The organism is uncultured Tenacibaculum sp., from assembly GCF_947504135.1.
In the GTDB taxonomy this organism is placed as follows: domain Bacteria; phylum Bacteroidota; class Bacteroidia; order Flavobacteriales; family Flavobacteriaceae; genus Polaribacter.
This window is the reverse complement of record NZ_CANNGG010000001.1, coordinates 202,710-224,383: the sequence shown is the minus strand read 5'-3', so window position 1 is coordinate 224,383 and position 21,674 is coordinate 202,710. Positions and strand designations below refer to the sequence as shown.

The 21,674-nt window shown below is 31.9% G+C and carries 18 protein-coding genes; 4 read left to right on the top strand and 14 right to left on the bottom strand.

Annotated elements, in window-relative coordinates:
- Window positions 1-26: 26 nt before the first annotated feature.
- The 5 genes from Q0663_RS01015 to Q0663_RS00995 are packed head-to-tail and all read right to left on the bottom strand — an operon-like array spanning window position 27 to window position 5,746.
- Window positions 27-1,244: a peptidoglycan DD-metalloendopeptidase family protein gene (locus Q0663_RS01015; RefSeq protein ID WP_299004959.1), complete on the bottom strand. Its 1,218-nt coding sequence runs from the start codon at window positions 1,242-1,244 to the stop codon at window positions 27-29.
- A 2-nt stretch (window positions 1,245-1,246) separates the two neighbouring features.
- Window positions 1,247-2,014: a DUF4292 domain-containing protein gene (locus Q0663_RS01010; protein WP_299004956.1), complete on the bottom strand. Its 768-nt coding sequence runs from the start codon at window positions 2,012-2,014 to the stop codon at window positions 1,247-1,249.
- A gap of 20 nt (window positions 2,015-2,034) precedes the next feature.
- Window positions 2,035-3,033 (bottom strand): hypothetical protein, encoded by a 999-nt coding sequence (locus Q0663_RS01005; protein ID WP_299004953.1) that lies wholly within the window; start codon window positions 3,031-3,033, stop codon window positions 2,035-2,037.
- Window positions 3,011-4,027, bottom strand: coding sequence for a sugar nucleotidyltransferase (locus Q0663_RS01000; protein ID WP_299004950.1), 1,017 nt, complete (start codon window positions 4,025-4,027; stop codon window positions 3,011-3,013). Before Q0663_RS01000 ends, Q0663_RS01005 begins: the two co-directional genes overlap by 23 nt.
- A 57-nt stretch (window positions 4,028-4,084) precedes the next feature.
- Entirely contained in the window at window positions 4,085-5,746 is a 1,662-nt protein-coding gene (locus tag Q0663_RS00995) for an ABC transporter ATP-binding protein (protein WP_299004948.1), read from the bottom strand.
- A gap of 131 nt (window positions 5,747-5,877) precedes the next feature.
- Here Q0663_RS00995 and Q0663_RS00990 point away from each other — a divergent pair, with 131 nt between their 5' ends.
- Window positions 5,878-7,737 (top strand): ABC-F family ATP-binding cassette domain-containing protein, encoded by a 1,860-nt coding sequence (locus tag Q0663_RS00990; protein ID WP_299004945.1) that lies wholly within the window; start codon window positions 5,878-5,880, stop codon window positions 7,735-7,737.
- Window positions 7,738-7,786: 49 nt separating this feature from the next.
- Here the strand turns inward: Q0663_RS00990 and Q0663_RS00985 are convergent, their stop codons facing one another.
- Window positions 7,787-8,503, bottom strand: a complete 717-nt coding sequence (locus Q0663_RS00985; protein WP_299004942.1) for a 3'-5' exonuclease — start codon at window positions 8,501-8,503, stop codon at window positions 7,787-7,789.
- Window positions 8,493-10,250, bottom strand: a complete 1,758-nt coding sequence (locus tag Q0663_RS00980; RefSeq protein WP_299004940.1) for a DUF4153 domain-containing protein — start codon at window positions 10,248-10,250, stop codon at window positions 8,493-8,495. The genes Q0663_RS00985 and Q0663_RS00980 overlap by 11 nt, the downstream gene beginning before the upstream one ends.
- Before the next feature lie 173 nt (window positions 10,251-10,423).
- Between Q0663_RS00980 and Q0663_RS00975 the strand changes: the two genes are divergently transcribed.
- Both Q0663_RS00975 and Q0663_RS00970 read left to right on the top strand, forming a co-directional pair.
- Complete coding sequence (locus Q0663_RS00975) at window positions 10,424-11,122, top strand: response regulator transcription factor (protein ID WP_274635306.1); 699 nt, start codon at window positions 10,424-10,426, stop codon at window positions 11,120-11,122.
- Between the two features lie 57 nt (window positions 11,123-11,179).
- The gene (locus Q0663_RS00970; protein ID WP_299004934.1) at window positions 11,180-12,226 is read left to right on the top strand and encodes an ATP-binding protein; all 1,047 of its coding nucleotides are present in this window, start codon (window positions 11,180-11,182) and stop codon (window positions 12,224-12,226) included.
- Between the two features lie 38 nt (window positions 12,227-12,264).
- Here the strand turns inward: Q0663_RS00970 and Q0663_RS00965 are convergent, their stop codons facing one another.
- From Q0663_RS00965 to rnpA, 5 genes are all read right to left on the bottom strand, one after another.
- The gene (locus tag Q0663_RS00965; RefSeq protein ID WP_299004931.1) at window positions 12,265-12,837 is read right to left on the bottom strand and encodes a sugar O-acetyltransferase; all 573 of its coding nucleotides are present in this window, start codon (window positions 12,835-12,837) and stop codon (window positions 12,265-12,267) included.
- Between the two features lie 17 nt (window positions 12,838-12,854).
- Window positions 12,855-14,129, bottom strand: coding sequence for a phosphoribosylamine--glycine ligase (gene purD, locus Q0663_RS00960; RefSeq protein WP_299004928.1), 1,275 nt, complete (start codon window positions 14,127-14,129; stop codon window positions 12,855-12,857).
- A 147-nt stretch (window positions 14,130-14,276) separates the two neighbouring features.
- Window positions 14,277-15,956: a hypothetical protein gene (locus Q0663_RS00955; RefSeq protein ID WP_299004925.1), complete on the bottom strand. Its 1,680-nt coding sequence runs from the start codon at window positions 15,954-15,956 to the stop codon at window positions 14,277-14,279.
- A 40-nt stretch (window positions 15,957-15,996) separates the two neighbouring features.
- Complete coding sequence (locus Q0663_RS00950) at window positions 15,997-17,622, bottom strand: S41 family peptidase (RefSeq protein ID WP_299004923.1); 1,626 nt, start codon at window positions 17,620-17,622, stop codon at window positions 15,997-15,999.
- Window positions 17,612-17,995 (bottom strand): ribonuclease P protein component, encoded by a 384-nt coding sequence (gene rnpA / locus Q0663_RS00945; RefSeq protein WP_299004921.1) that lies wholly within the window; start codon window positions 17,993-17,995, stop codon window positions 17,612-17,614. Before rnpA ends, Q0663_RS00950 begins: the two co-directional genes overlap by 11 nt.
- Before the next feature lie 78 nt (window positions 17,996-18,073).
- Between rnpA and Q0663_RS00940 the strand changes: the two genes are divergently transcribed.
- The gene (locus tag Q0663_RS00940) at window positions 18,074-19,246 is read left to right on the top strand and encodes an acyl-CoA dehydrogenase family protein (protein WP_299004919.1); all 1,173 of its coding nucleotides are present in this window, start codon (window positions 18,074-18,076) and stop codon (window positions 19,244-19,246) included.
- A gap of 162 nt (window positions 19,247-19,408) precedes the next feature.
- On the opposite strand, the gene Q0663_RS00935 is transcribed toward Q0663_RS00940, so the two are convergent.
- Complete coding sequence (locus tag Q0663_RS00935; RefSeq protein WP_274635109.1) at window positions 19,409-19,546, bottom strand: hypothetical protein; 138 nt, start codon at window positions 19,544-19,546, stop codon at window positions 19,409-19,411.
- A 431-nt stretch (window positions 19,547-19,977) separates the two neighbouring features.
- Entirely contained in the window at window positions 19,978-21,462 is a 1,485-nt protein-coding gene (glpK, locus tag Q0663_RS00930; RefSeq protein WP_299004917.1) for a glycerol kinase GlpK, read from the bottom strand.
- Window positions 21,463-21,674: the final 212 nt, after the last annotated feature.

Here is a 21,674-nt window from a genome sequence, read left to right as displayed (position 1 = left end):
ATTTATTAATGTTCGTTTCATAATTATTATGAGCGAATCCACTGTGAAGGATTCAATCGGTCTTTGTTTTTATACAGCATAAAACTAAGTTGTGATTTACCTGTAATTTTATCGGTGAAAACCTTTCCTAGTTTATCGCCTGTTTTTACAACATCTCCTTTATTAACGTATACTTCTTTTAGCTTGTTATAAGCAGAAATATAGTTACCATGCTGTACCAAAACAGATTTTCTACCATCAGAATGTAATTGAATAACTAAAACTTTTCCGTTAAAAATACTTTTTACATCGGTACCAGCTTTGGTTGCGATGTACAATCCGTGACTGTTGATTTTGATTCCAGGAAATGTTGGGTGCGGTTGTACCCCATATTTTCTGGTAATAATACCATTAACTGGCCAAGGAAGATTTCCTTTGTTTTGCTCAAAATTAGCTAATAAGGCTTTTTCTTCAGCATTTAAAATAAATCCAGAACTACTCGTTTTACCTTTATCGGTTTTTTTACCTTTATTAGCTTTGGCAATAGCCTCTCTAATTAGCTTGTCAATTTTAGCAGCAATTCTTTTTTCTTCTTTTTGCTTTTGTTGTAGTTCGTTTTTATATTTTTTTTCTTCCTTTTTAATTTTTGAAATGAGTTGTTCTTGATTTTTTTTATCTTCTTCAATTTCTTTTTTCTGATTTTTCTCATCAGAAAGTAAAGCCTCTTTTGATTTTCTTTGTACAATTAACGAATCATTTAACTGCTCAATTTCTTTAGCTTTTACAACAATTTCTTCTCCTTGTTTTCTTCTAAAATCACTGTATTGTTGCATGTATTTTAAACGCTTGTAAGCTTGATAAAAGCTTTCAGAAGAAAGTAAGAACATGGTTTTACTTTGTTGCGATTTACTTTTGTATGATTTTACGACCATATCAGCATAATCAGCTTTTAATCTAGCCAATTCATCGTTGTATTTTTTAAGCTCTTTTTCGTTTGATTTTATCTCTAAAGACAAAGCTTTCGACTCTAACTCTATTGTTTCAATTAAGCGCTCACGTACCGTAATTTTTTGGCTTAAATCTTTTAAATCGTCTAAAGCATTGCTTTTCTTCTTGTTGGTTTTAATTATAAGACTGTTAACCTGCTGTATTTCATTTTGAAGTTTTTTTCGCTTATTCTCAAGTTCTTTTCTACTTTGACCAAAAGAAGAAAGTCCCATAAAAAACAGGCATAAAAAAGAGATGTAAAAAACAGGGTACTTCATAGTTATATTTGAATTTCTTTATATCCGTTAGGGATATTAAAGTTTACATTTAGTTTCGTATCATATTCTACAGAGCGTGTAGTAATATCAATAATAGTAAATTTATTTTTTTCTTTAGCTTTTATATTAATTTTCTCAGGGAAAAAAGTAGTGTTTTTCTTATGATATTTTGGATAACTAATGTCTAAACGTTGGTCTTTTAACGAGTTTACTATTAATTGCTTGTTTAGTTTAAAGTGTTTAGGGTTTACATAAAAAAACAAATCGAATAAACTAGGTTGTTTTTTTGGAGATAATTGATACGATTTTTCTTGAATTTGAACTTCTTGACGTTCAGATTTTACATCCATCAACGCCTCACCTAATAACATGCTTTGTAACTGTTTAAAATTAATATCGGTTCCTAATAATTTTTTTAGCATCATAAAATCTCCATCAAAGTAGCTTTTTTCATATGGAGAGTAAAATTGCACTTTGGTAGGAGTGATTTTAGCTTTAAAAATAGAGATGATTTTGGTTCCTTTTAACCAAATAATTTCGTCTTTTTTAATCTTCATTCTTACTGAAAAGCCTAAACTCTCTTTATTGTTTTTGTAATTAACTTTTAAACGAGCATCTACCGTTTTTTTGTCAAAATTTGAGGCAATGTGTTTTTTAGCTACTTTGCGTGCCGATAATTCTTTAATAACGACATTACCAGTAACGTTTTTGGTAGATTTACATGAAGTTAAACCTAAAAATAATATAAGTAATAAAGTGGTGTATTTCATAAATTTTATACTAACGAAACCTATTTTAAAATTTTTTCAGCTTTTTTTTTATAAGAATTGGCTTTTTTAACATCATTCAATCCTTGGTAAGCTTTAGATATTTCTAAGTAAAATTTAGCTTCTATTTCATTATTGTCAATAACAAAATCAATGCCGTTTTGTAAGGTTTCTATTGCTTTTTTATAATCTTTATTGTTATTAAACGCTTTTCCGTTCATTAAATATACAAAAGGTTGCGCAGGAAAAAGAACTAAACCTTGTTCACTGTATTTTAATAAGTCAGTATCATTGTTTGCGGCCAACTTATCTAGTAACGTTTTTAAATTGGTATAAGATTTTTCTTTCTCAAAAAGTGATTTTGGATCAAGGTTTTCAGTGGTTTTTTTTGGTTGTGCCTCGGTTGTTTTTCGAGCATTTATTTTTCTTTCAATAGAGCGAAGTCTGGCATTTAATAATTTAGCTTCTTTTAACTCTGTCAATACTTTTTTAGCAGAGGTAACATCTTTGTTTTGTAAATGTAAAAAAACAAGTAACTGTTTTTTCTTTGGGTATGTTGCAGCTATTTTTTGTTGAGCAATAATAGCGTCCTCAAAATTGGCTAACTTTCTTAAAATAAAAACTTTGTGTTCAAGCATCCAAACATTATTAGGTTCCATTTCTAAAGCTAAATCAATGTAAGATAGAGCTTCAGGGTTTCTACCTAACTTTTCATAGTTTTTAGAGAGTTCAAATAAAACAGCTTTGTTATTTGGAAGTATTCTGTTACACTCTTCTAAATTTTGTATAGCTTTTTGGTAATTAAAAATAGCTTTGTCCGAAAGTGCTCTAAAAAAATATTGTTGGAATTCAACATTGTTTTTTTCAGCAATGTTAATTGATGCTGTAATGCTATCTTGAGCGTTTAGAAAGTATGAAAAGAAGAGAAAGAAAAAAGACAGTATTGCTTTAGAAAAAAACTTTTTTTCTCTTTTCTTTCTTCTCTTTTCTATTGAGGTTTTATGTAAGCTCTGTATAATCACCTATACTTACCGATGTATAATTAGCATTGTATTTTGCATGGTTACCAATCATAGCATTATCTAAATTGGCATTCGAAATATGCACGTTTGTTTGAATTAAAGAGTTTGTAATTGTTGAGTTTTCAACAACACTGTTTTCACCAATTGAAACAAAAGGACCTATTTTGGTGTTTTTTAACACTACATTTTTTCCAACATAACAAGGTTGAATAATTTCAGCATTCTCTAATACAACGTCTTCAGATACTAAATTGTTGCCGTCTGCATGTTCAAAGCCTAAAACTTGTTTGTTGGTATCTACTGTAGGGTCTTTCTTACCGCAATCCATCCAAGTATTTACTTTTCCAGGAATAAACTTGGCTCCTTTTACTTTTAAAGCTTCTAGAGCTTCTGTTAGTTGATATTCACCAGAAGGTCTGATATCGTTATCAATTAAATATTTTATCTCTTCTAATAATTTATCAGCGTCTTTGAAATAATAAATACCAATAATGGCTAAATCTGAGACAAACTCTTTTGGTTTTTCAACAAAATCAGTAATAAATCCATCTTTTAATTTTACTACACCAAAAGCACTTGGATCTTCGACTTGCTTCACCCAAATAGCCCCATCAGCGTTAGCATCTAATGTAAAATCAGCCTTAAATAAGGTATCGGCAAAAGCCACCACACAAGAACCTCCTAATGATTCTTTAGCACAATAAATAGCGTGAGCAGTTCCTAATGCTTCTTCTTGCACGTATACAGAACCTTTTGCTCCTAAGTTTTCGGCTATTTTTATTAATTTATCTTTTGTATCTGCAGGAAACCCTTTAGCAGCAGGTCCGATTATAAAAGCAATTTCCTCTATAGGTTGATCTACAACAGAAGTGATATCTTCCACTAATCGTTGTACAATTGATTTACCAGCAATAACTGTTAATGGTTTAGGAGTTGTTAATGTATGAGGTCTTAAACGAGACCCAATTCCTGCCATTGGTACTATAATCTTCATATTCTTTCTTTTCGTTTTTAACGGTGCAATATACCATTAATAACGCAGTGAAAAAAGTTACAGCCCTTTTGGGATGGCTTCTATTAAAGTTTGGGTGTATTTTGTCTTTGGATGTTGGTAAATTTCGTCTGCATCAGCTATTTCCTCTACCCTACCTTTGTTCATTACAACTAATTGATCGGCCATGTATTTTACCACAGATAAATCATGAGAAATAAATATATAAGTAAAATTAAATTCTGTTTTTAATTGATTCAATAAGTTTAATACTTGTGCTTGCACTGATACATCGAGTGCAGAAACCGATTCGTCACAAATAATTAGTTTTGGTTGTAGAGCTATAGCACGAGCAATTCCTATACGTTGGCGCTGTCCGCCAGAAAATTCATGTGGGTAACGATTAAAGTGAGTTGCTTCTAAACCTACTTTTTCTAATAGGTTGCAGACATATTCTTTTCGCTCTTTATTAGAATTTAAAATGTTATGAACTTTCATCGGTTCTAAAATAGCATCACCAACAGTAATTCTTGGATTCAATGAAGAAAACGGATCTTGAAATATAATCTGAATTTCTTTTCGAAGTTTTTTAAAGTCTTTTCTCGAGAGTTTAGTAATATCTTTTCCGTTATATAGAATACTTCCCGAAGTGGCCTTTTCTAGTTGTAAAATAGTCCTACTTAAAGTGGTTTTTCCACAACCACTCTCTCCTACCAGTCCTAAAGTTTCACCTTTATAAATTTTAAAAGAAACGTCATTCACGGCTTTTACAACAGTTGGTTTTGAAAACCATGAAGCATTGCTGATAAAATCTTTATGCAAATCAATAATTTCTAACAACGGAGGTTTATTATATATTGTTTGATGAAAAGCAGTGCGCTCCTCATTTGTATACACTGTAGAGTCTATAGTTCCGTTAATAAAATCGTTAACTGTAGGCAAGGTTTTTAATCGTTTTTCTGTGTTTGGTTTTGAATTGATTAAAGCTTTTGTATAACTTTCTTTTGGGTGTAAAAAAACATGATTAGCACTACCCTTCTCTACTATTTTTCCCCTATGCATTACCACAATAGAATCCGCAATTTCAGAAACCAATGCTAAATCGTGTGAAATAAAAATAATTCCCATTTCAAACTCTTGCTGTAGTTCTTTCAATAATAAAATTATTTCTTTTTGTACTGTTACATCCAATGCTGTAGTAGGTTCATCAGCAATTAAAAGCTTAGGTTTACAGGCAATTGCCATGGCAATAATTACACGCTGCTTTTGTCCACCACTTATTTGATGAGGATACGAGTCGTAAATAGCTTGAGGTCTAGGAAGTTTTACTTTTGAAAATAATGAGATAACTTCTTCTTTAATTTCTTGATTAGATAATTGAGTGTGTTGCTGTAACATTTCAGCAACTTGAATACCACAAGTCAACGTTGGGTTTAAAGAACTCATGGGTTCTTGAAAAATCATGGCTATTTGGTTACCACGTATTTTTTGAAAATCTTGCTCATTAAAATCTAACAAAGATTGTTTGTTAAAAAGAAGCTTACCTTTTATAGTAGCTGTTTTAGGAAGTAATCCTAAAATAGCTAAAGAACTTATCGATTTTCCACTACCACTCTCTCCTACAATACCCAAAGTTTTATTTTTTTTGAGTTCAAAAGAAATACCTTGAACAACTGAAGGTGCATTTTTAAAAGAGATTTCTAAATTTTTAACACCAAGCATCTATCCTATAATTTTAAATAAAAGTACAATTAAAAAAATTCATCATAAGCATTTAATTAAAACTTTTAAAAAGAAAATAGATTACAGCGATTTGCTTGGGTTTTTCGTTTCTTTGCATAAAATTTTAGAGGATGAATTACCTATCAGTAGAAAATATAGCAAAATCATATGGTGAAAAAGTGTTGTTTGAAGATATTTCCTTCGGAATTAATAAAGATCAGAAAATAGCCTTTGTTGCAAAAAACGGTAGTGGAAAAACCTCTATTTTAAACATTATTGCTGGAAAAGATACGCCTGATGAAGGACAAGTTATCAGTAGGAAAGGAATAAATATAGCTTATTTGGCGCAAGATGATGATTTGAATCCTGATTTATCTATTGAAGAAACGATTTTTTCTACAGAAAATACTATTCTTCCTATAATTAAACAATATGAAAAAGCATTGCAAAACCCTGATGATACAGAAGCGTATCAAAAGGCATTTGAATTGATGGAGCAACACAATGCATGGGATTTCGAAACACAATACAAACAAATTTTATTCAAGTTAAAACTTGATGACTTATCACAAAAAGTAGGAAATCTTTCTGGAGGACAAAAGAAGCGATTATTGTTAGCAATTATTTTAATTAATAAACCAGATTTATTAATATTAGATGAGCCAACAAACCATTTAGATTTAGAAATGATAGAATGGCTAGAAGCCTTTTTTGCAAAAGAAAAAATTACATTGTTTATGGTTACGCACGATCGTTATTTTTTAGAGCGAGTGTGTAATGAGATTATTGAATTAGATAACGGAAAGCTATATAAATACAAAGGAAACTATTCGTACTATCTTCAAAATAAAGAAGAACGAATGGCTTTAGAAGCTACCAATTTAAGTAAAGCAAAAAGCTTATTTAAAAAAGAATTAGATTGGATGCGTCGTCAACCAAAAGCCCGTACGACCAAATCTAAATCGCGTATTGACGACTTTTTTGAAATAAAAAAGAAAGCACATCAGCGTAGAAAAGAACACGAAGTTCAGTTAGAAATTAACATGGAGCGTTTAGGAAGCAAAATTGTAGAGCTTCATAAACTAAAAAAGAACTTTGGAGATAAGGTAATTTTAGACGGATTTGATTACGTTTTTAAGCGAGGAGAACGTATAGGAATCATCGGAAAAAATGGGACGGGAAAATCCTCTTTCTTAAATATTTTAACAGGCAAAATTCCTGTAGATGGCGGTAAGGTAATTGTAGGTGAAACGGTAAAGTTTGGGTACTATACTCAAAAAGGAATCCAAATAAAAGAAGGCCAAAAAGTAATAGAAGTTATTAAAGAATTTGGAGAAGAAATTCCGTTAACTAAAGGAAGAAGAATTTCTGCAGCTCAGTTATTAGAACGTTTTTTATTCGACCGAAAAAAACAACACGATTTTGTTGAAAAGTTAAGTGGAGGAGAGCAAAAGCGTTTGTATTTATGTGCGGTGTTAATTCAAAACCCTAACTTTTTAATTCTTGATGAGCCTACCAACGATTTAGATGTAGTGACCTTAAATGTGTTAGAAAGCTTCTTATTGGATTATCCCGGAAACTTAATGGTAGTATCGCACGACCGTTATTTTATGGATAAGATAGTTGATGGCTTATTTGTTTTTAAAGGAGAAGGAGAAGTAGAAAACTTTCCAGGAAATTACTCGGATTACAGAGCGTATGAGAGTTCTTTACCACCAGAACATAAAGAAGAGAAAACAGTTGCAGAAAAGCCAGAAAAAGCACCTCAAAAAGGAAGGTTGAGTTATAATGAAAAACGTGAGTTTGGTCAGTTAGAGGTTGATATTGAAAAGTTGCAAAAAAAGAAGGTTAATCTTGAAGCGCAGTTTACCAATGGAGAAATAGCAATGGACGATATCAATGAAAAATCGCTTGAGCTACAACAAATTATTGAGAGCTTAGAAGAAAAAGAAGAACGTTGGTTTGAACTTTCAATGAAGTTGGAAGGGTAGAAGCCCACCCTAACCCTCCCAAAGGGAGGGAGTTTAGATTGTTCTTCTATTAAACGTTGATAATATCTATTTCATCAATCAAAGGTTTGTTTAAAAAACGTAATAGCAATTGAGCAACTGCTACGGTATCGCGTTCGCAGTATTCAATAATTCGAGATAAGTTTTTCTCTTGATAATAAACATTAGCAACCTCACTTCCATCAATATCTTGCTTGGGTGATGGAATTCCTAAAATAGCAGTCAGTAATTTTAAAGAAGTGTAGTGTTTATAATCGCCAAATTTCCATAGGTCTAAAGTATCTAAATGCGGAACCTCCCATGGCTTTTTGCCGAATAAGTTGAGTTTACTTGGTAATTCAATTTGATTGATAATCATGCGTCGTGCGATATATGGAAAGTCAAATTCTTTACCATTGTGGGCACATAACAAATGGTTTGGATGGTTAAAATGTGTGTCTAACAAATTTTTAAAATCAACCAAAAGTTTGTGTTCATTATCACCATAAAAAGAAGTAACCCGAAGTTGGTTTACTCCCTTGCGTTCTACAAAATACCCTACTGAAATACAGATTATTTTCCCAAACTCAGCCCAAATACCAGCTCGATGATAAAACTCTTCCGCAGTAAATTCATCTTTACGTTGATATTGTGTTTTTAAAGCATACAACTCTTGCATTTCAGGAGATAAATCAGCAAATAATTCTACTTCAGGAACGGTTTCAATATCTAAAAACAAAATGTTTTGTAAGTTGAGTTTATTCAGCATTTTTTTCTTTAATTAAGGTATAAATATCGGCGCTAGATAAATAACTTTCGGTAGCATCATCATCTATTTTTGACAAACTAACACTTTGAAAAATAAGTTTTATATTCAATGTTTCAAAATACTGTTCAATGGTCATTAAATCAGGTGATATATTATAGTTTTTTCCTTGAGTCTTAAGTTTTTTAATCATTTCAGAGCAATCAATTTCGCCTATGGTAGCATTACTTTTTGAGATTCTGATGGTGTTTGTTTTTTCACTTAAATAAAAACGATATTCCTGAATTGTATTTTCTTTATTATAACTATTAAGAAATATCTTTTTTAAAATATCGTAGTTTTTAATGTTAATGGTGTTATTTTCACCAATACTATAGTAATGATTTGTATAGGGTTGAGTTACATTATCAGTTACTTTTATATCTAAACTATCCATTAATCTATTTTGTAATTGCCAATGACTATCAGTTTTAAACGTTGTTTTTGGGTTATAACCTAAGATGTTTTTTACTTTATACAATTCATGTTTATTGTTAAGGTACCTAATAATAGAACGTAGCTGATTTTTCTTTTCAAAAGTGGTTGAAAAATTAGTGCTTTTTATATCGGTATATACTTTTTCAAATTGTTTAACTTGGCTTTTAGAGGATACAGAAAAAGCACCCCAAAAACCAAAAGAGACGAATATTGCTAAAATTGCTAGACTTAACGGAAAGACTTTAATTTTTTGATGTTTGCTAAAAATCATGTACAATGTCATAGCTAAAATCCAAAAAGCAAGGACAAGTACAAAATAACGGTTTTCGGTAATTCCGTATTCGTTAATGCGTCTAAAAATAGCAACAAAAAGTAGTCCGATTAAAGGTAATAACAAGTAATAAAACCAAGGATGAAACCTTCTAATAGCACGTGAGTTGATCGTTTTTTGAATAGGGTTTATTAGTATTTGAATGATTAAACCCAAAAAAGACAAAACAATTACTAAATATGAAACCCCTCCTTTGGGTAAATCCCAATTAATAACAATCTTTAAACTGTATACATATAAAATGAAGAGGTATAAAATAACCAATGGAATTAAAATATACCTTACCAAAACCTCTAAAGCCTTGGTGTAATTAATAGCAAGTTGGTTGTGAATATCTTTTGGAAAATCAGAAAGGTAAATCCATGTGTTTATAATACCTATACAGATTACAAAGACTTGTAAAAAACGGTCGTCTTTAATATTTATATTGAACAAATGCTCAACAGCAAGCAGTGCTAATACGATTCCTAAATAAAGAATTAGGGAAAAGAACAGGCTTCTAACAATAGAAATAAACACAGCTTTTAAATAGTTAAAATAAGCCGATTTATTCCATTTTGTAATAAAAGGAGCAATCATCACAAACAAATGACCTGCTATAAAGTAGAGAACAAACCTTGTGAGTGTGTTTTGATGAATTTTGTTTTCATTGGTTTCAAAAGTAAAATAAAACACTACTATAAAACCTAGGGCAACGATGAACAACCACGAAAGATTTTTCTTAAATTGTTCTTTTAAAAAACGAGTAGCAATTAGCCAGCTTACCCCTAAAACAAAAGTTAAAATAATTTTACCATTAGCAGTACGATCAAAAGTGTCTGCTTCAATAGTAAATAAAGTAAAGAATGTACTAATAACTACCCAAGCAAGTGTTATAGGAAAGCGATTAAACGTACTTTTAGCTTTTGATACAACATTACCAAGAGATGGAATAACTTTCATAGAATTTCTTTTTATAAAGATACAAAAACTAAGAAAAAATGGAAAATTTTGTGTTTTACGAGGTGTTTTTTTAAGTAAAAGTTTATTAAATATTAAATGAACGTTAAGTTAAGCGAGTGTATCAAGCGTTTATTATTTTATGATTACTTTTGGATATCAATTATAAATGAACTATGAATACTAGCGATATTAAAATTCTACTAGTAGATGATGAACCAGATATTTTAGAAATTGTAGGATACAATTTAAAATCGGAAGGATATCAGGTATTTACTGCCAATAATGGGGCAGAAGCTGTAAAAACAGCAAAGAAAGTGACTCCACATTTAATTTTATTAGATATCATGATGCCAGAAATGGATGGTATCGAAGCTTGTGAAAAAATTAGAAATATAAAATCTTTAGAAGATGTTTTAATTTCTTTTTTAACTGCTAGAGGTGAAGATTACTCGCAAGTAGCTGGTTTTGATGCGGGAGCTGATGATTATATTACAAAGCCTGTTAAACCAAAAGTGTTAATTAGCAAGGTAAAATCATTGCTACGTCGTTTAAAAACAGAAGAAAAAGCTGATACAACCACGAAAATTGGAGATATCATCATCAACCGAGATGAGTATGTTGTTTTTAAAGGAGATGAAAAAATAGCGTTGCCAAGAAAAGAGTTTGAACTATTTTCTTTACTAACTTCAAAACCAGGAAAAGTATTTAAAAGAGAAGTAATTTTAGATAGCGTTTGGGGGAATGAAGTTGTAGTAGGTGGTAGAACTATTGATGTGCATATTCGTAAACTACGCGAAAAAATAGGAGATAACTATTTTAAAACGGTTAAAGGGGTAGGCTATAAGTTTGTGCTAGACGAAGTAGACAAATAATTTTTGAACTCAAAAAATAATAAGTAGATTGCTAGCTAGCAATCTATTTTTTTATCTATGGTAAAAATAAAAAAAACATACAGATACGCCCTTTGGTCGGCATTCTATTCTACGTTATTATCGTTGATAATAGCAGTATTATCATACCTGTTTTTAGTTAATATTTTAGGAATTGGTGCAGTTATCGTTTTTGGTATCGCCATGTTTATTGTGTCGTTTTTTGTCATACAATATCGAGCAGAACATTTTATTTACCAACGAGTAAGAAAGATGTATGAAGATATTTCTATTTTAGATATCAACGATTTAAAAAGAAAGAAAGTAACGACCGACGTTGAAGAGCTTACTAAAAGTGTACAAGAATACGTTGAAGGGAAAAGTGAAGAAATAGCCCATTTAACGCAGCGAGATTCTTTTCGTCGAGATTTCTTAGGAAACGTAGCCCACGAGTTAAAAACACCATTATTTACGGTGCAGGGATATATTTTAACGCTATTAGAAGGTGCTGCAGATGATAAAGAAATTCTTGCTAAATATTTAGATAGAGCTAATAAGGGTGTAGAGCGATTAACCTCTATTGTAAAAGACTTAGATATGATTGCTAAGTTAGAAACAGAGGGAATGAAAATGAATATACAAACATTCAACATTATTGAGTTGATTCAAAATGTGTTTGATTTGTTTGAAATGAAGGCTAAAAAGAGAAACATCACATTGCGTTTCGATCGCGTGTACGATTTTCCTCACTTAGTAAAAGGAGATGTTGAACGAATTGAGCAAGTACTAATAAATTTGGTAGTAAATTCTATTAAATACGGTAGAGTAGGTGGTATTACTACAGTGAGTGTTGAACCATACAATCAGAATAAACTTATTATTAAAATAAACGATAATGGGGAAGGAATTAAGCAAGAACATCTTTCTCGTTTGTTTGAGCGATTTTATCGTGTAGATCAAAGTAGGTCTCGCGAACAAGGAGGATCTGGATTAGGACTTTCTATTGTGAAACATATTATTGAAGCGCATAACGAAACAATTCTTTTAAAGAGTGTACATGGAGAAGGTTCAGAATTCTCGTTTACGTTAGAAAAAGCAATGAAATAAAAAAGGAGTTGATTATCAACTCCTTTTTTATCCTTAATTTATTCTAGTTTTTTAATAACCTTACACGGGTTCCCAAAAGCTAATACATTATCGGTAATATCTTTTGTAACAATACTACCAGCACCAATAGTTACATTATTTCCTATAGTAACACCAGGTAAAATAACTGAGTTGCCGCCTATCCAAACATTATCACCAATAAAAACAGGTTTAGCAGCTGTTAAGTATCGAGTATTGGGTGTTTTAATTATTCTTTCAGAAGCTTTTAAAGGATGAATTGCCGTATATATTTGAACATAAGGAGCAATTAATCCGTTTTTACCAATCGTAATCTTATTATTATCTAAAAAAATACAGTTTGTGTTTACAAATGTATTTTCACCGATTGAAATATTTTCGCCATAATCACAAAAAAAAGGGGCTTCAATCCAAACACCATTTCCTTTAAACTGAAGGAGATCATTTAAAATTGATGCTTTTTCTTGTGTTAATTCTGAATCAAGATTATTATAAAGCTTCAATAATTTACGCGCTCTATGGTATATTTTTATTAATTCAACATCTCTTGAATCATAAAAATCACCCTTAAGCATTTTCTCCTTTTCAGTCACATTACCTATTTTGGTTGTTATTTTAAATCGAATCCAATATCTCTTCGATAGTTCATTTTATCAAAAACGATTTTATCGATGCTTTTATACGATTTTTCTAGAGCTTCTTCAATTGAGTTTCCAAAAGAAGTAATTGCCATCACACGCCCACCGCTCGTAACAACTTTACCGTCTTTTAAAGTAGTTCCAGCATGAAAAACGATAGAATCATCTACGGTATTAAAACCTGTAATTTCTTTCCCTTTTTCATAAGTTTCAGGATATCCACCCGAAACTAACATTACTGTAGTTGCAGTTTGTGGAGTAACTTCGTATGACTTTTCTCCTAAAGTTTGCGTTGCAACTCCTTCAAATAAATCGACTAAATCTGTTTGAATACGAGGTAATACCACTTCTGTTTCAGGATCTCCCATACGAACATTGTATTCAACCACAGAAGGATTTCCGTTATCGTTCATCAATCCGATAAAAATAAATCCTCTGTAATCAATTCCGTCTTTTTGAAAACCTTCAATTGTTGGTTTAACGATTAATTCTTCCACTTTCGTTAAAAAATCATCCGTTGCAAAAGGAACAGGAGAAATAGCGCCCATACCGCCTGTATTTAGCCCTGTATCGCCTTCTCCAATACGTTTGTAATCTTTAGCAGAAGGTAAAATTTTATAATTTTTTCCGTCAGTTAATACGAAAACAGATAATTCTATTCCTTTTAAAAACTCTTCAATAACTACAGTTGATGAAGCGCTTCCAAATTTTTGATTGGAAAGCATTTCTTCTAATTCAGCTTTGGCTTCTTCTAAATCGTTTAAGATTAACACTCCTTTTCCAGCAGCTAATCCGTCTGCTTTTAACACATACGGAGGATCTAACGTTTCTAAGAATTTTTTTCCTTCAGTTAAGGTTTCAGTAGTAAAAGATTGATAACGAGCTGTAGGAATATTGTGTTTTTCCATAAACTGCTTCGAAAAATCTTTACTTCCTTCTAACAAAGCACCATCTTTTTTAGGTCCGATTACTGGGATGTTTTTCAACTCTTCATCAGCTAAGAAAAAGTCATGAACTCCTTCAACTAAAGGCGCTTCAGGACCTACAACTACCATATTGATATTGTGTTGTAAAACGGTTTCTTTTACCTGTGCAAAATCAGTTGGATTGATAGCTATATTTTTAGCAATTGCATCGGTTCCTGCGTTACCAGGAGCTACAAAAAGGTTGTTGATTTTTGTGCTTTCTGAAAGTTTTTTAGCAAAGGCGTGCTCTCTACCGCCCGATCCTAAAATTAGAATATTCATTGTGTGTGTTGTTGTATTGTGAGTGCAAATATAAAATAAGAAAAAAGGCTATGGGCAAAACCGGTCTTTAAAATTGCATAAAAAGCAAAAAAGACCTCTTTTTAAACTAAAAGAAGTCTTTTTTTATTTTAGATAGTCGTTCAACGACTAGAAAATTTGCTCAAGTATTTTTTGTGTAATGGCGTAAGTTGGTGTTACTCCGCTCATACCAAGTCCACCAGAAGCAAGTGTTGCACCAGTTTCTAACGGGTTATCAGATGCGTAATATGCGTAGCGCACTTTTACATTTTCTGAAATATTTCCTCTAATTTTTGAAGCAGATTGAATGGCTTTTTGGTAGTGTGCACCTTCCATTTCTAATCCAATTACATTCCAAGTAGAATCGTGGAAGAATTTTAATAAGTCTTTGTTTTGAAGCGATGTTCCTAATACAGTAATCATGGCTCCATCAAAAACTTTTACTCCAAAACCTTCTAAATCTTCTTTTGATAATTCGTTTTTAAAGGGATAATTATCAGCAGTTCCTTCAAAAATATGTGAAGAAGGAATCATGATATCTCCTTTTCCGCCTTCTAAAATACCTGCTTTACCCATAATAGAAACAGATTGAACATCTAAATGAATTGTTTTACCTCCGGTTTTATAAGGCTTTAACAATTCATCCATGGTTTCAAAAGCCTGCTCACCAAAGGCATAATCCATTACGATAATTAAAGGTTTTTCTCCAACTGAATTTACTTTGTTAAAAGAGTTGGTGTCAAAATCAATTTTATCAGTGTCGATCACTTGTACATTGATATTGGTTCCTGAAGTATCTTTAATATAAATCAACCCGTTTTCAGAAGCATAATTTTTTACAGTAGATTGTAAAGCACTACTGTTAGAGTTACTTAATAATTCAAATAACTGAAAATCTTTGTGTTTTTTTGCTTCTTTAGGTAATGCGTTTTTACCATAAATACTATTCATTACACTGTGCATGTTTGCACTGATGATATGGATAGGACGTTCTATTAGTCCGTTATCTAACAAGACTTTTTTGATACTATTCGCCCATAATTCCCCGTAATAATGATGACCGATTTCTTCAGTTAACACTGAACTGAATTTTATAGAGCGTTTTTGATCGTATAAAGATTCGTTAATGGCTAGCTTACCTAACCAGTAAATTAAGTGGAAAAATCTATTCGGGTTTTCTTCTGTAGAAAAGGTGTTGTATGCGTCATAAATTTCGTCATAGGTTCTTCCTAAAATGTTACCAAGATGTACTACAATTACATCTTTTTCTTCATCAGTAAGAGTTTTGTTATGTAGTACGATATCTTCTAAGAGTAACCATTCGCGAATAAAGCTTTCTCCATTGTTAATTACAACACGATCTTTTATTTTATGAGACTCGATAAATAAAAATGTCAAGTGTGTTAGAATATCATAAATTTCTGAACGACCACGCGTAATTTCGATATTCATTTGGTTTTTATCAATACGATAGCAGTTTCTCCTTCTTTTAGGAGGTACAATCGCTTTGAATTTAGAATTTCGATAGCCTTCGTCGGCGGTTAAGTAAATAAATTGACATTCTTCAATTCCTTCAGGTAAACGTTCAATAACGTATACCAATCCGTTTAATTCGGTTTTGTCTTCAGCAATCGACCCATAAATTTCTGGGCGTAATGATAAAAGTGATTTACGTAAAGTTTCACCTGAAACTCCCATCGGTTTATAAAAACCACGACTAAAGAGGTGTCGCATTGAAATGTATAAACGCTCAATAGCGCTTGTAGATTCGTGTGCTCTTGTACGTTCTTTTTGGATAGGTTTTGACATGTGTTTTTAAAGTACAAATATACAAATTATATTCTGGAAGCTATTTCTCTAAAATACTGTTGTACTTTTTGGTATCGTTTAACAGCGTAACAGCATTTTTAATAGTAACATCATTTTTAAATAAATGCTTATACATCCCTTCTTTGTATGCATAACGCTCAATAATTTCATTTTCAATTTCCTTTGAAAGCAAATCTTGATTTTCTACAATCTTTGCAACCTTTATAGCTTTTAGTTGTTGAATGATTGTAGTATATTCTGGAGTGATGATTTTATTGTTTTCTACCGACTTGTATGCGGATTGAAATAACCTTTCTTCGTTAGAAACAAAAGCAGTGTCTTTACGAAGTAAATATTCTTTAAAACTATTAAAACCCTCAGATGTAAACGTGTAGTTTTCGGCAGATAAATTAGGGTTTTGATAAGTGAAATCGGTTACAAAATTAAAGATGGCTCTTGATTTAAGTAATTGATCAGTTTCTTCTGTTTTTTTAGAAAACTTACTTGTTATATCTGGCGTTACACCTCCACCATCGTATACTATTCTTCCATTTTTAGTAGTAAATTCATTAAGAGTAGTATCTGAAAACTTAGGCACTTTACCTGTTTTAGGGTCTCTATTGGCGTAATCTAATTCTTGAATACAACGCCCACTAGGAGTGTAGTATTTAGAAATAGTAATTTTCATTTGGGTTCCGTAACTTAAATCAAAGTAACGCTGAACTAAGCCTTTTCCAAAAGAACGTTCTCCCATAATTACTGCTCGGTCATAATCTTGTAAAGCTCCTGAAACAATTTCTGAAGCTGAGGCAGAACGACCATTTATTAACACTACAATAGGAATATTGGCATCTAGCGGATCTTTGTTAGTTTTATAAGTTCTACTATTTTTTTGACTTTTACCACGGGTGTCTACAACTTTTAATCCTTTAGGTATAAATAAATTGGTAATATTAACAGCATCATATAATGATCCACCAGGATTGTATCGTAAATCAAACACAAGTTTTGTCATTCCTCTTTTTTTAAGGTCAGCAAAAGCATTTACAACACCTTCGGTAGCTTTTTGACTTATAAATCGTGTTAAAACAATGTATCCGGTTTCAGCATCAATCATGTCGTAAAAAGGGACAGGATCTAAAACAACTTTATCAAGTTTAACTGACACACTTTTTGTTTGACCGTTTCTTTCTACTTGTAAAGAAAGTTGTTTCCCTGGAACACCTTTTAGCATTTGTGAAAATTGACTTCTTTCCAAAGCAGCTAATTCTTGTCCGTTTACATTGGTAATAATATCACCTGCTTTTAAGCCAGCTTTATCTGCCGAAAAGCCTTTATAAATTTCAGAAACCACAATTCCTCTTTTGGTGTAAAATGTAGAAATACCAATACCTCCATATTCACCTTCACGACGAATACGTGCATCTTCAACATCTTGTTCGTTGTAAAAATTAGTATATGGATCTAAATTTTTAAGGGTGTTTTTTATCGCTTTGTCAGTTAAATCACCAGGGTTGATTTCATCAATATAATTAATGTTCAACTCTTTAAAAAGGTTGTTATAGATTTCTATTTGTTTAGCAATCTCAAAAAAACGAGATTGAAAAGAAAAGAAAAGAGAGATGATAATGAGGGAACCGAAAATAAGTACTGTTCTATTTTTCATCTTGAGTAACTTCTGTAATAAACTGTGTTAATAATTTCTTCATTTTATGCTCAATATCAGCATATTTCCATTCATCTCTTGCAAGATAAGAAATCATAAACACATATTGTTTATCTACAGCCTCATAAATTGTATGTTTTTCTTTTCGGTAAGTTTCTCGTAATAAACGTTTAATTCGGTTTCTGTCTACTGCTTTTTTAAAATTTCGTTTCGGAACAGAAACACCTACTTGTGCAGGAAATTTAGAGGTATGTTCGGCTTGTATGTATACCATTCGAAGTGGAAAAACTTTAATTATTTTTCCTTCTTCGTAAAGCCTGCCTATCAGCTTTTTACTCTTTAACCGTTCCTCTTTTCCTAAAGTAAATCTCATCGGTGCAAACATACGGAAACCCTAGATAAAAATCATTTTTTTAATTACATTTGAAAGAATTCTAAAACTCAACTAACTATGGATTTATTTCAAGCTCCAGATTATTATAACATTGATGATTTATTAACTGAAGAGCATAAGCTTGTTAGAGGTGCCTCTAGAGAATGGGTAAAACGTGAAGTTTCTCCTATAATTGAAGAATATGCACAACGAGCAGAGTTTCCTAAGCAAATAATTGGAGGGTTAGCAGAAATAGGGGCATTTGGACCTTATATTCCTGAAGAGTATGGAGGAGCAGGATTAGATCAAATTTCGTATGGTTTAATTATGCAAGAAATTGAAAGAGGAGATTCTGGAGTGCGATCTACTGCCTCTGTTCAATCTTCATTGGTAATGTATCCAATTTTTAAATACGGAAATGAAGAGCAACGTAAAAAATACTTACCAAAATTAGCTTCAGGAGAATGGATGGGGTGTTTTGGTTTAACAGAACCAAACCACGGAAGTAATCCGGGAGGAATGGAAACTAAGTTCAAAGATATGGGAGACCATTATTTATTGAACGGAGCAAAAATGTGGATTTCTAATGCACCTTTTGCACAAGTAGCTGTGGTATGGGCTAAAAATGAAGAAGGACGTATTCACGGACTAATTGTAGAGCGCGGTATGGAAGGTTTTACAACTCCAGAAACACATAACAAATGGTCGTTAAGAGCTTCTGCTACTGGAGAGCTAATTTTTGATAACGTAAAAGTTCCTAAAGAAAACTTGTTGCCAAACAAATCTGGTTTAGGAGCTCCGTTAGGATGTTTAGATTCTGCTCGTTACGGAATTGCTTGGGGGGCTATTGGTGCTGCGATGGATTGTTACGATACAGCGTTACGTTATACGAAAGAACGTACTCAGTTTGGTAAGCCAATTGCACAATTTCAACTGCAACAAAAGAAGTTGGCAGAAATGATTACTGAAATAACGAAAGCGCAATTATTAGCTTGGAGGCTAGGTGTGCTTCGTAACGAAGGGAAAGCTACCTCAGCACAAATATCTATGGCGAAGCGTAATAATGTAGATATGGCTATTAATATTGCCAGAGAAGCGCGTCAAATGTTAGGAGGTATGGGAATTACAGGAGAATATTCAATAATGAGACATTCAATGAATTTAGAAAGCGTAATTACCTACGAAGGAACTCACGATATACACTTATTAATTACGGGGTTAGATATTACCGGGTTAAATGCTTTTAAATAAAAAAAGAAGAAGAAGCACTCAAACGTTAAACCACTAACACATTATTATAGAGTGCTTCTTCAATCAACTATTAAAACTAAAGTTTACCCACTTTACGGGTTTTCAAAAGACCTTCGTCTTTTTCAATGCAATTATTTTATAGTATTATTTGTTACAAATAATTTAACTGTCTTTTTTCTTGCCACTGTTAATTAGAATTAAAAGAGCGGCAACCAACCCTACACAAACAAATCCGAAAATTATCATCATAATGGTTCCGTTTGTCCAAGATACTAATGGAATATTTAGTAATTGTGTCATTTTTTCTTTGTTCTTTGTTTTCTCAAAAATATAGGGAAAAGCGAAATTAAAACATGATATTTATCAGGATTTTGAAAATAAACGGTAAGGCTACAGTAAGATAAAACTTAATTAACCTTACTTAATTAGACCATATGAAAGAGAGAATTATAAGTAACAATATTACTTCAATGAGATTTAATAAGACTTTATCCTTAATAATTTTAAATAGAATATAATCGATAAGTAAAATGAACAAACCGATTAAAATAATTGCTATAGCAATTAAAGGCCACAAACCAAAACGATCATCTTTCGCATCATAATCTATGAAGTGTATAAAAGGCACCAATGCGATAAGTATAAAAGAGAGTATTAAGAAGAAGGTAATACGTTTTGCAGAAAGTAACTTTTTCATGTTATCATAGTTTTTTAAAAGATTGAATTACTTTTTAGTCAACCCAATCTTTGGTGCGTTCAACAGCTTTTTGCCATTTTTTATACAATCGTTCTCTTTTTTCTTTAGTAAATGAAGGTATAAATTGTTTATTTATTTTTCTTCTATTTATAATGTCGTCTTGTTTCCATAAACCCACACAAATTCCTGCTAAATAAGCAGCTCCCATCACTGTTGTTTCTATTTCTTCAGGACGTTCTACGGTCACATTTAAAATATCTGCCTGAAACTGCATTAATAAATTATTAGCGCAAGCACCACCATCAACTTTTAAAGAAGAGAGCGGTAAAAGGCTGTCTTTTTGCATTACATCTAAAATATCTTTGGTTTGATAAGCTAAAGATTGCAGTGTGGCTTTAATTAAATGGTTTTTTCCAGTATCACGGGTTAATCCAAAAACAGCTCCTCTTGCATACATATCCCAGTATGGAGCACCTAAACCAGCAAAAGCAGGAACTACATATACAGGATTTTCATCAGTAACTTGTTCAGCAAACAACTCGCTTTCTTCCGCACTGTTTATTATTTGTAAACCGTCGCGTAACCATTGAATAGCAGAACCAGCTACAAACACACTTCCTTCAAGTGCGTAATACACTTTATCGTTAATTCCCCAAGCAATGGTAGAAATTAAACCATTTTCAGAATATTCTAAATTTTCACCTGTATTCATTAACATAAAGCAACCAGTTCCGTAGGTGTTTTTAGCTTCTCCTTTCTTAAAACAGGCTTGTCCAAATAACGCAGATTGCTGATCACCAGCAATTCCAGCAATCGGAATTTGAATTCCGTCCAACTCATAATTTCCGAAGTGAAAAGAAGAAGGTTTTACTTCAGGTAACATAGAAAAAGGAATGTTCAATTCGTTTACAAGTGTTTTATCCCAACAAAGGTTTTTAATATCGTACAGCATAGTACGAGAAGCATTACTGTAATCGGTAGCATGTACTTTGCCATTGGTTAAATTCCATAGTAACCAGGTGTCAATTGTTCCGAAGAGTAAATTTCCTTTTTCTGCTTCTTTTTGAGCTCCTTCAACATGAGTTAAAATCCAGTTAATTTTAGTGGCAGAAAAATAACTATCAATAACTAATCCGGTTGTCTTTCTAACATAGTTTTCTAGTCCCGTTTCTTTTAATTGTTCACAAATATCAGCAGTACGTTTATCTTGCCAAACAATGGCATTATAAATAGGTTTTCCTGTGTTTTTATTCCAAACCACGGTAGTTTCTCTTTGGTTTGTAATTCCGATCCCTGCAATTTCAGAAGGCGAAATTTTAGCTTGTTGAATAGCTTTTTGTAGGGTGTAAAGTTGTGTTTGTAAGATTTCGGCAGCATCGTGTTCTACCCAACCTGATTGAGGGAATAATTGTTGAAATTCTTGTTGAACTTTAGTAACAATTTTTTCTTCATTATTAATAATTACGGTACGACAACTTGTGGTTCCTTGATCTAAAGCAATAATATATTTGTGGGTCATTTAAACGTAAAATGATTAAATGCCTAATTTACAATTTTACCTATAGTAACAAAAAAAACCTCCTAGATTTTCTAGAAGGTTAGTTTTCCCCTTAAATGTCTTTTTTCCATGCAATTTTGGAAAAAGATGTCACGAAATTAAAAAGATCATTTGTTTAAAAAAAAGGGATTTCCGCAAAAAATAATGCAGATTTCTGCAAGCTAGTTATTTAA

Bases quoted from the DNA above. Each gene is read 5' to 3' on its own strand.
- Q0663_RS01015 (WP_299004959.1), bottom strand. From the start codon at position 1,244: ATGAAGTACCCTGTTTTTTACATCTCTTTTTTATGCCTGTTTTTTATG.
- Q0663_RS01010 (WP_299004956.1), bottom strand. From the start codon at position 2,014: ATGAAATACACCACTTTATTACTTATATTATTTTTAGGTTTAACTTCA.
- Q0663_RS01000 (WP_299004950.1), bottom strand. From the start codon at position 4,027: ATGAAGATTATAGTACCAATGGCAGGAATTGGGTCTCGTTTAAGACCT.
- Q0663_RS00995 (WP_299004948.1), bottom strand. From the start codon at position 5,746: ATGCTTGGTGTTAAAAATTTAGAAATCTCTTTTAAAAATGCACCTTCA.
- Q0663_RS00990 (WP_299004945.1), top strand. From the start codon at position 5,878: ATGAATTACCTATCAGTAGAAAATATAGCAAAATCATATGGTGAAAAA.
- Q0663_RS00985 (WP_299004942.1), bottom strand. From the start codon at position 8,503: ATGCTGAATAAACTCAACTTACAAAACATTTTGTTTTTAGATATTGAA.
- Q0663_RS00980 (WP_299004940.1), bottom strand. From the start codon at position 10,250: ATGAAAGTTATTCCATCTCTTGGTAATGTTGTATCAAAAGCTAAAAGT.
- Q0663_RS00975 (WP_274635306.1), top strand. From the start codon at position 10,424: ATGAATACTAGCGATATTAAAATTCTACTAGTAGATGATGAACCAGAT.
- Q0663_RS00970 (WP_299004934.1), top strand. From the start codon at position 11,180: ATGGTAAAAATAAAAAAAACATACAGATACGCCCTTTGGTCGGCATTC.
- purD (WP_299004928.1), bottom strand. From the start codon at position 14,129: ATGAATATTCTAATTTTAGGATCGGGCGGTAGAGAGCACGCCTTTGCT.
- Q0663_RS00955 (WP_299004925.1), bottom strand. From the start codon at position 15,956: ATGTCAAAACCTATCCAAAAAGAACGTACAAGAGCACACGAATCTACA.
- Q0663_RS00950 (WP_299004923.1), bottom strand. From the start codon at position 17,622: ATGAAAAATAGAACAGTACTTATTTTCGGTTCCCTCATTATCATCTCT.
- rnpA (WP_299004921.1), bottom strand. From the start codon at position 17,995: ATGAGATTTACTTTAGGAAAAGAGGAACGGTTAAAGAGTAAAAAGCTG.
- Q0663_RS00940 (WP_299004919.1), top strand. From the start codon at position 18,074: ATGGATTTATTTCAAGCTCCAGATTATTATAACATTGATGATTTATTA.
- Q0663_RS00935 (WP_274635109.1), bottom strand. From the start codon at position 19,546: ATGACACAATTACTAAATATTCCATTAGTATCTTGGACAAACGGAACC.
- glpK (WP_299004917.1), bottom strand. From the start codon at position 21,462: ATGACCCACAAATATATTATTGCTTTAGATCAAGGAACCACAAGTTGT.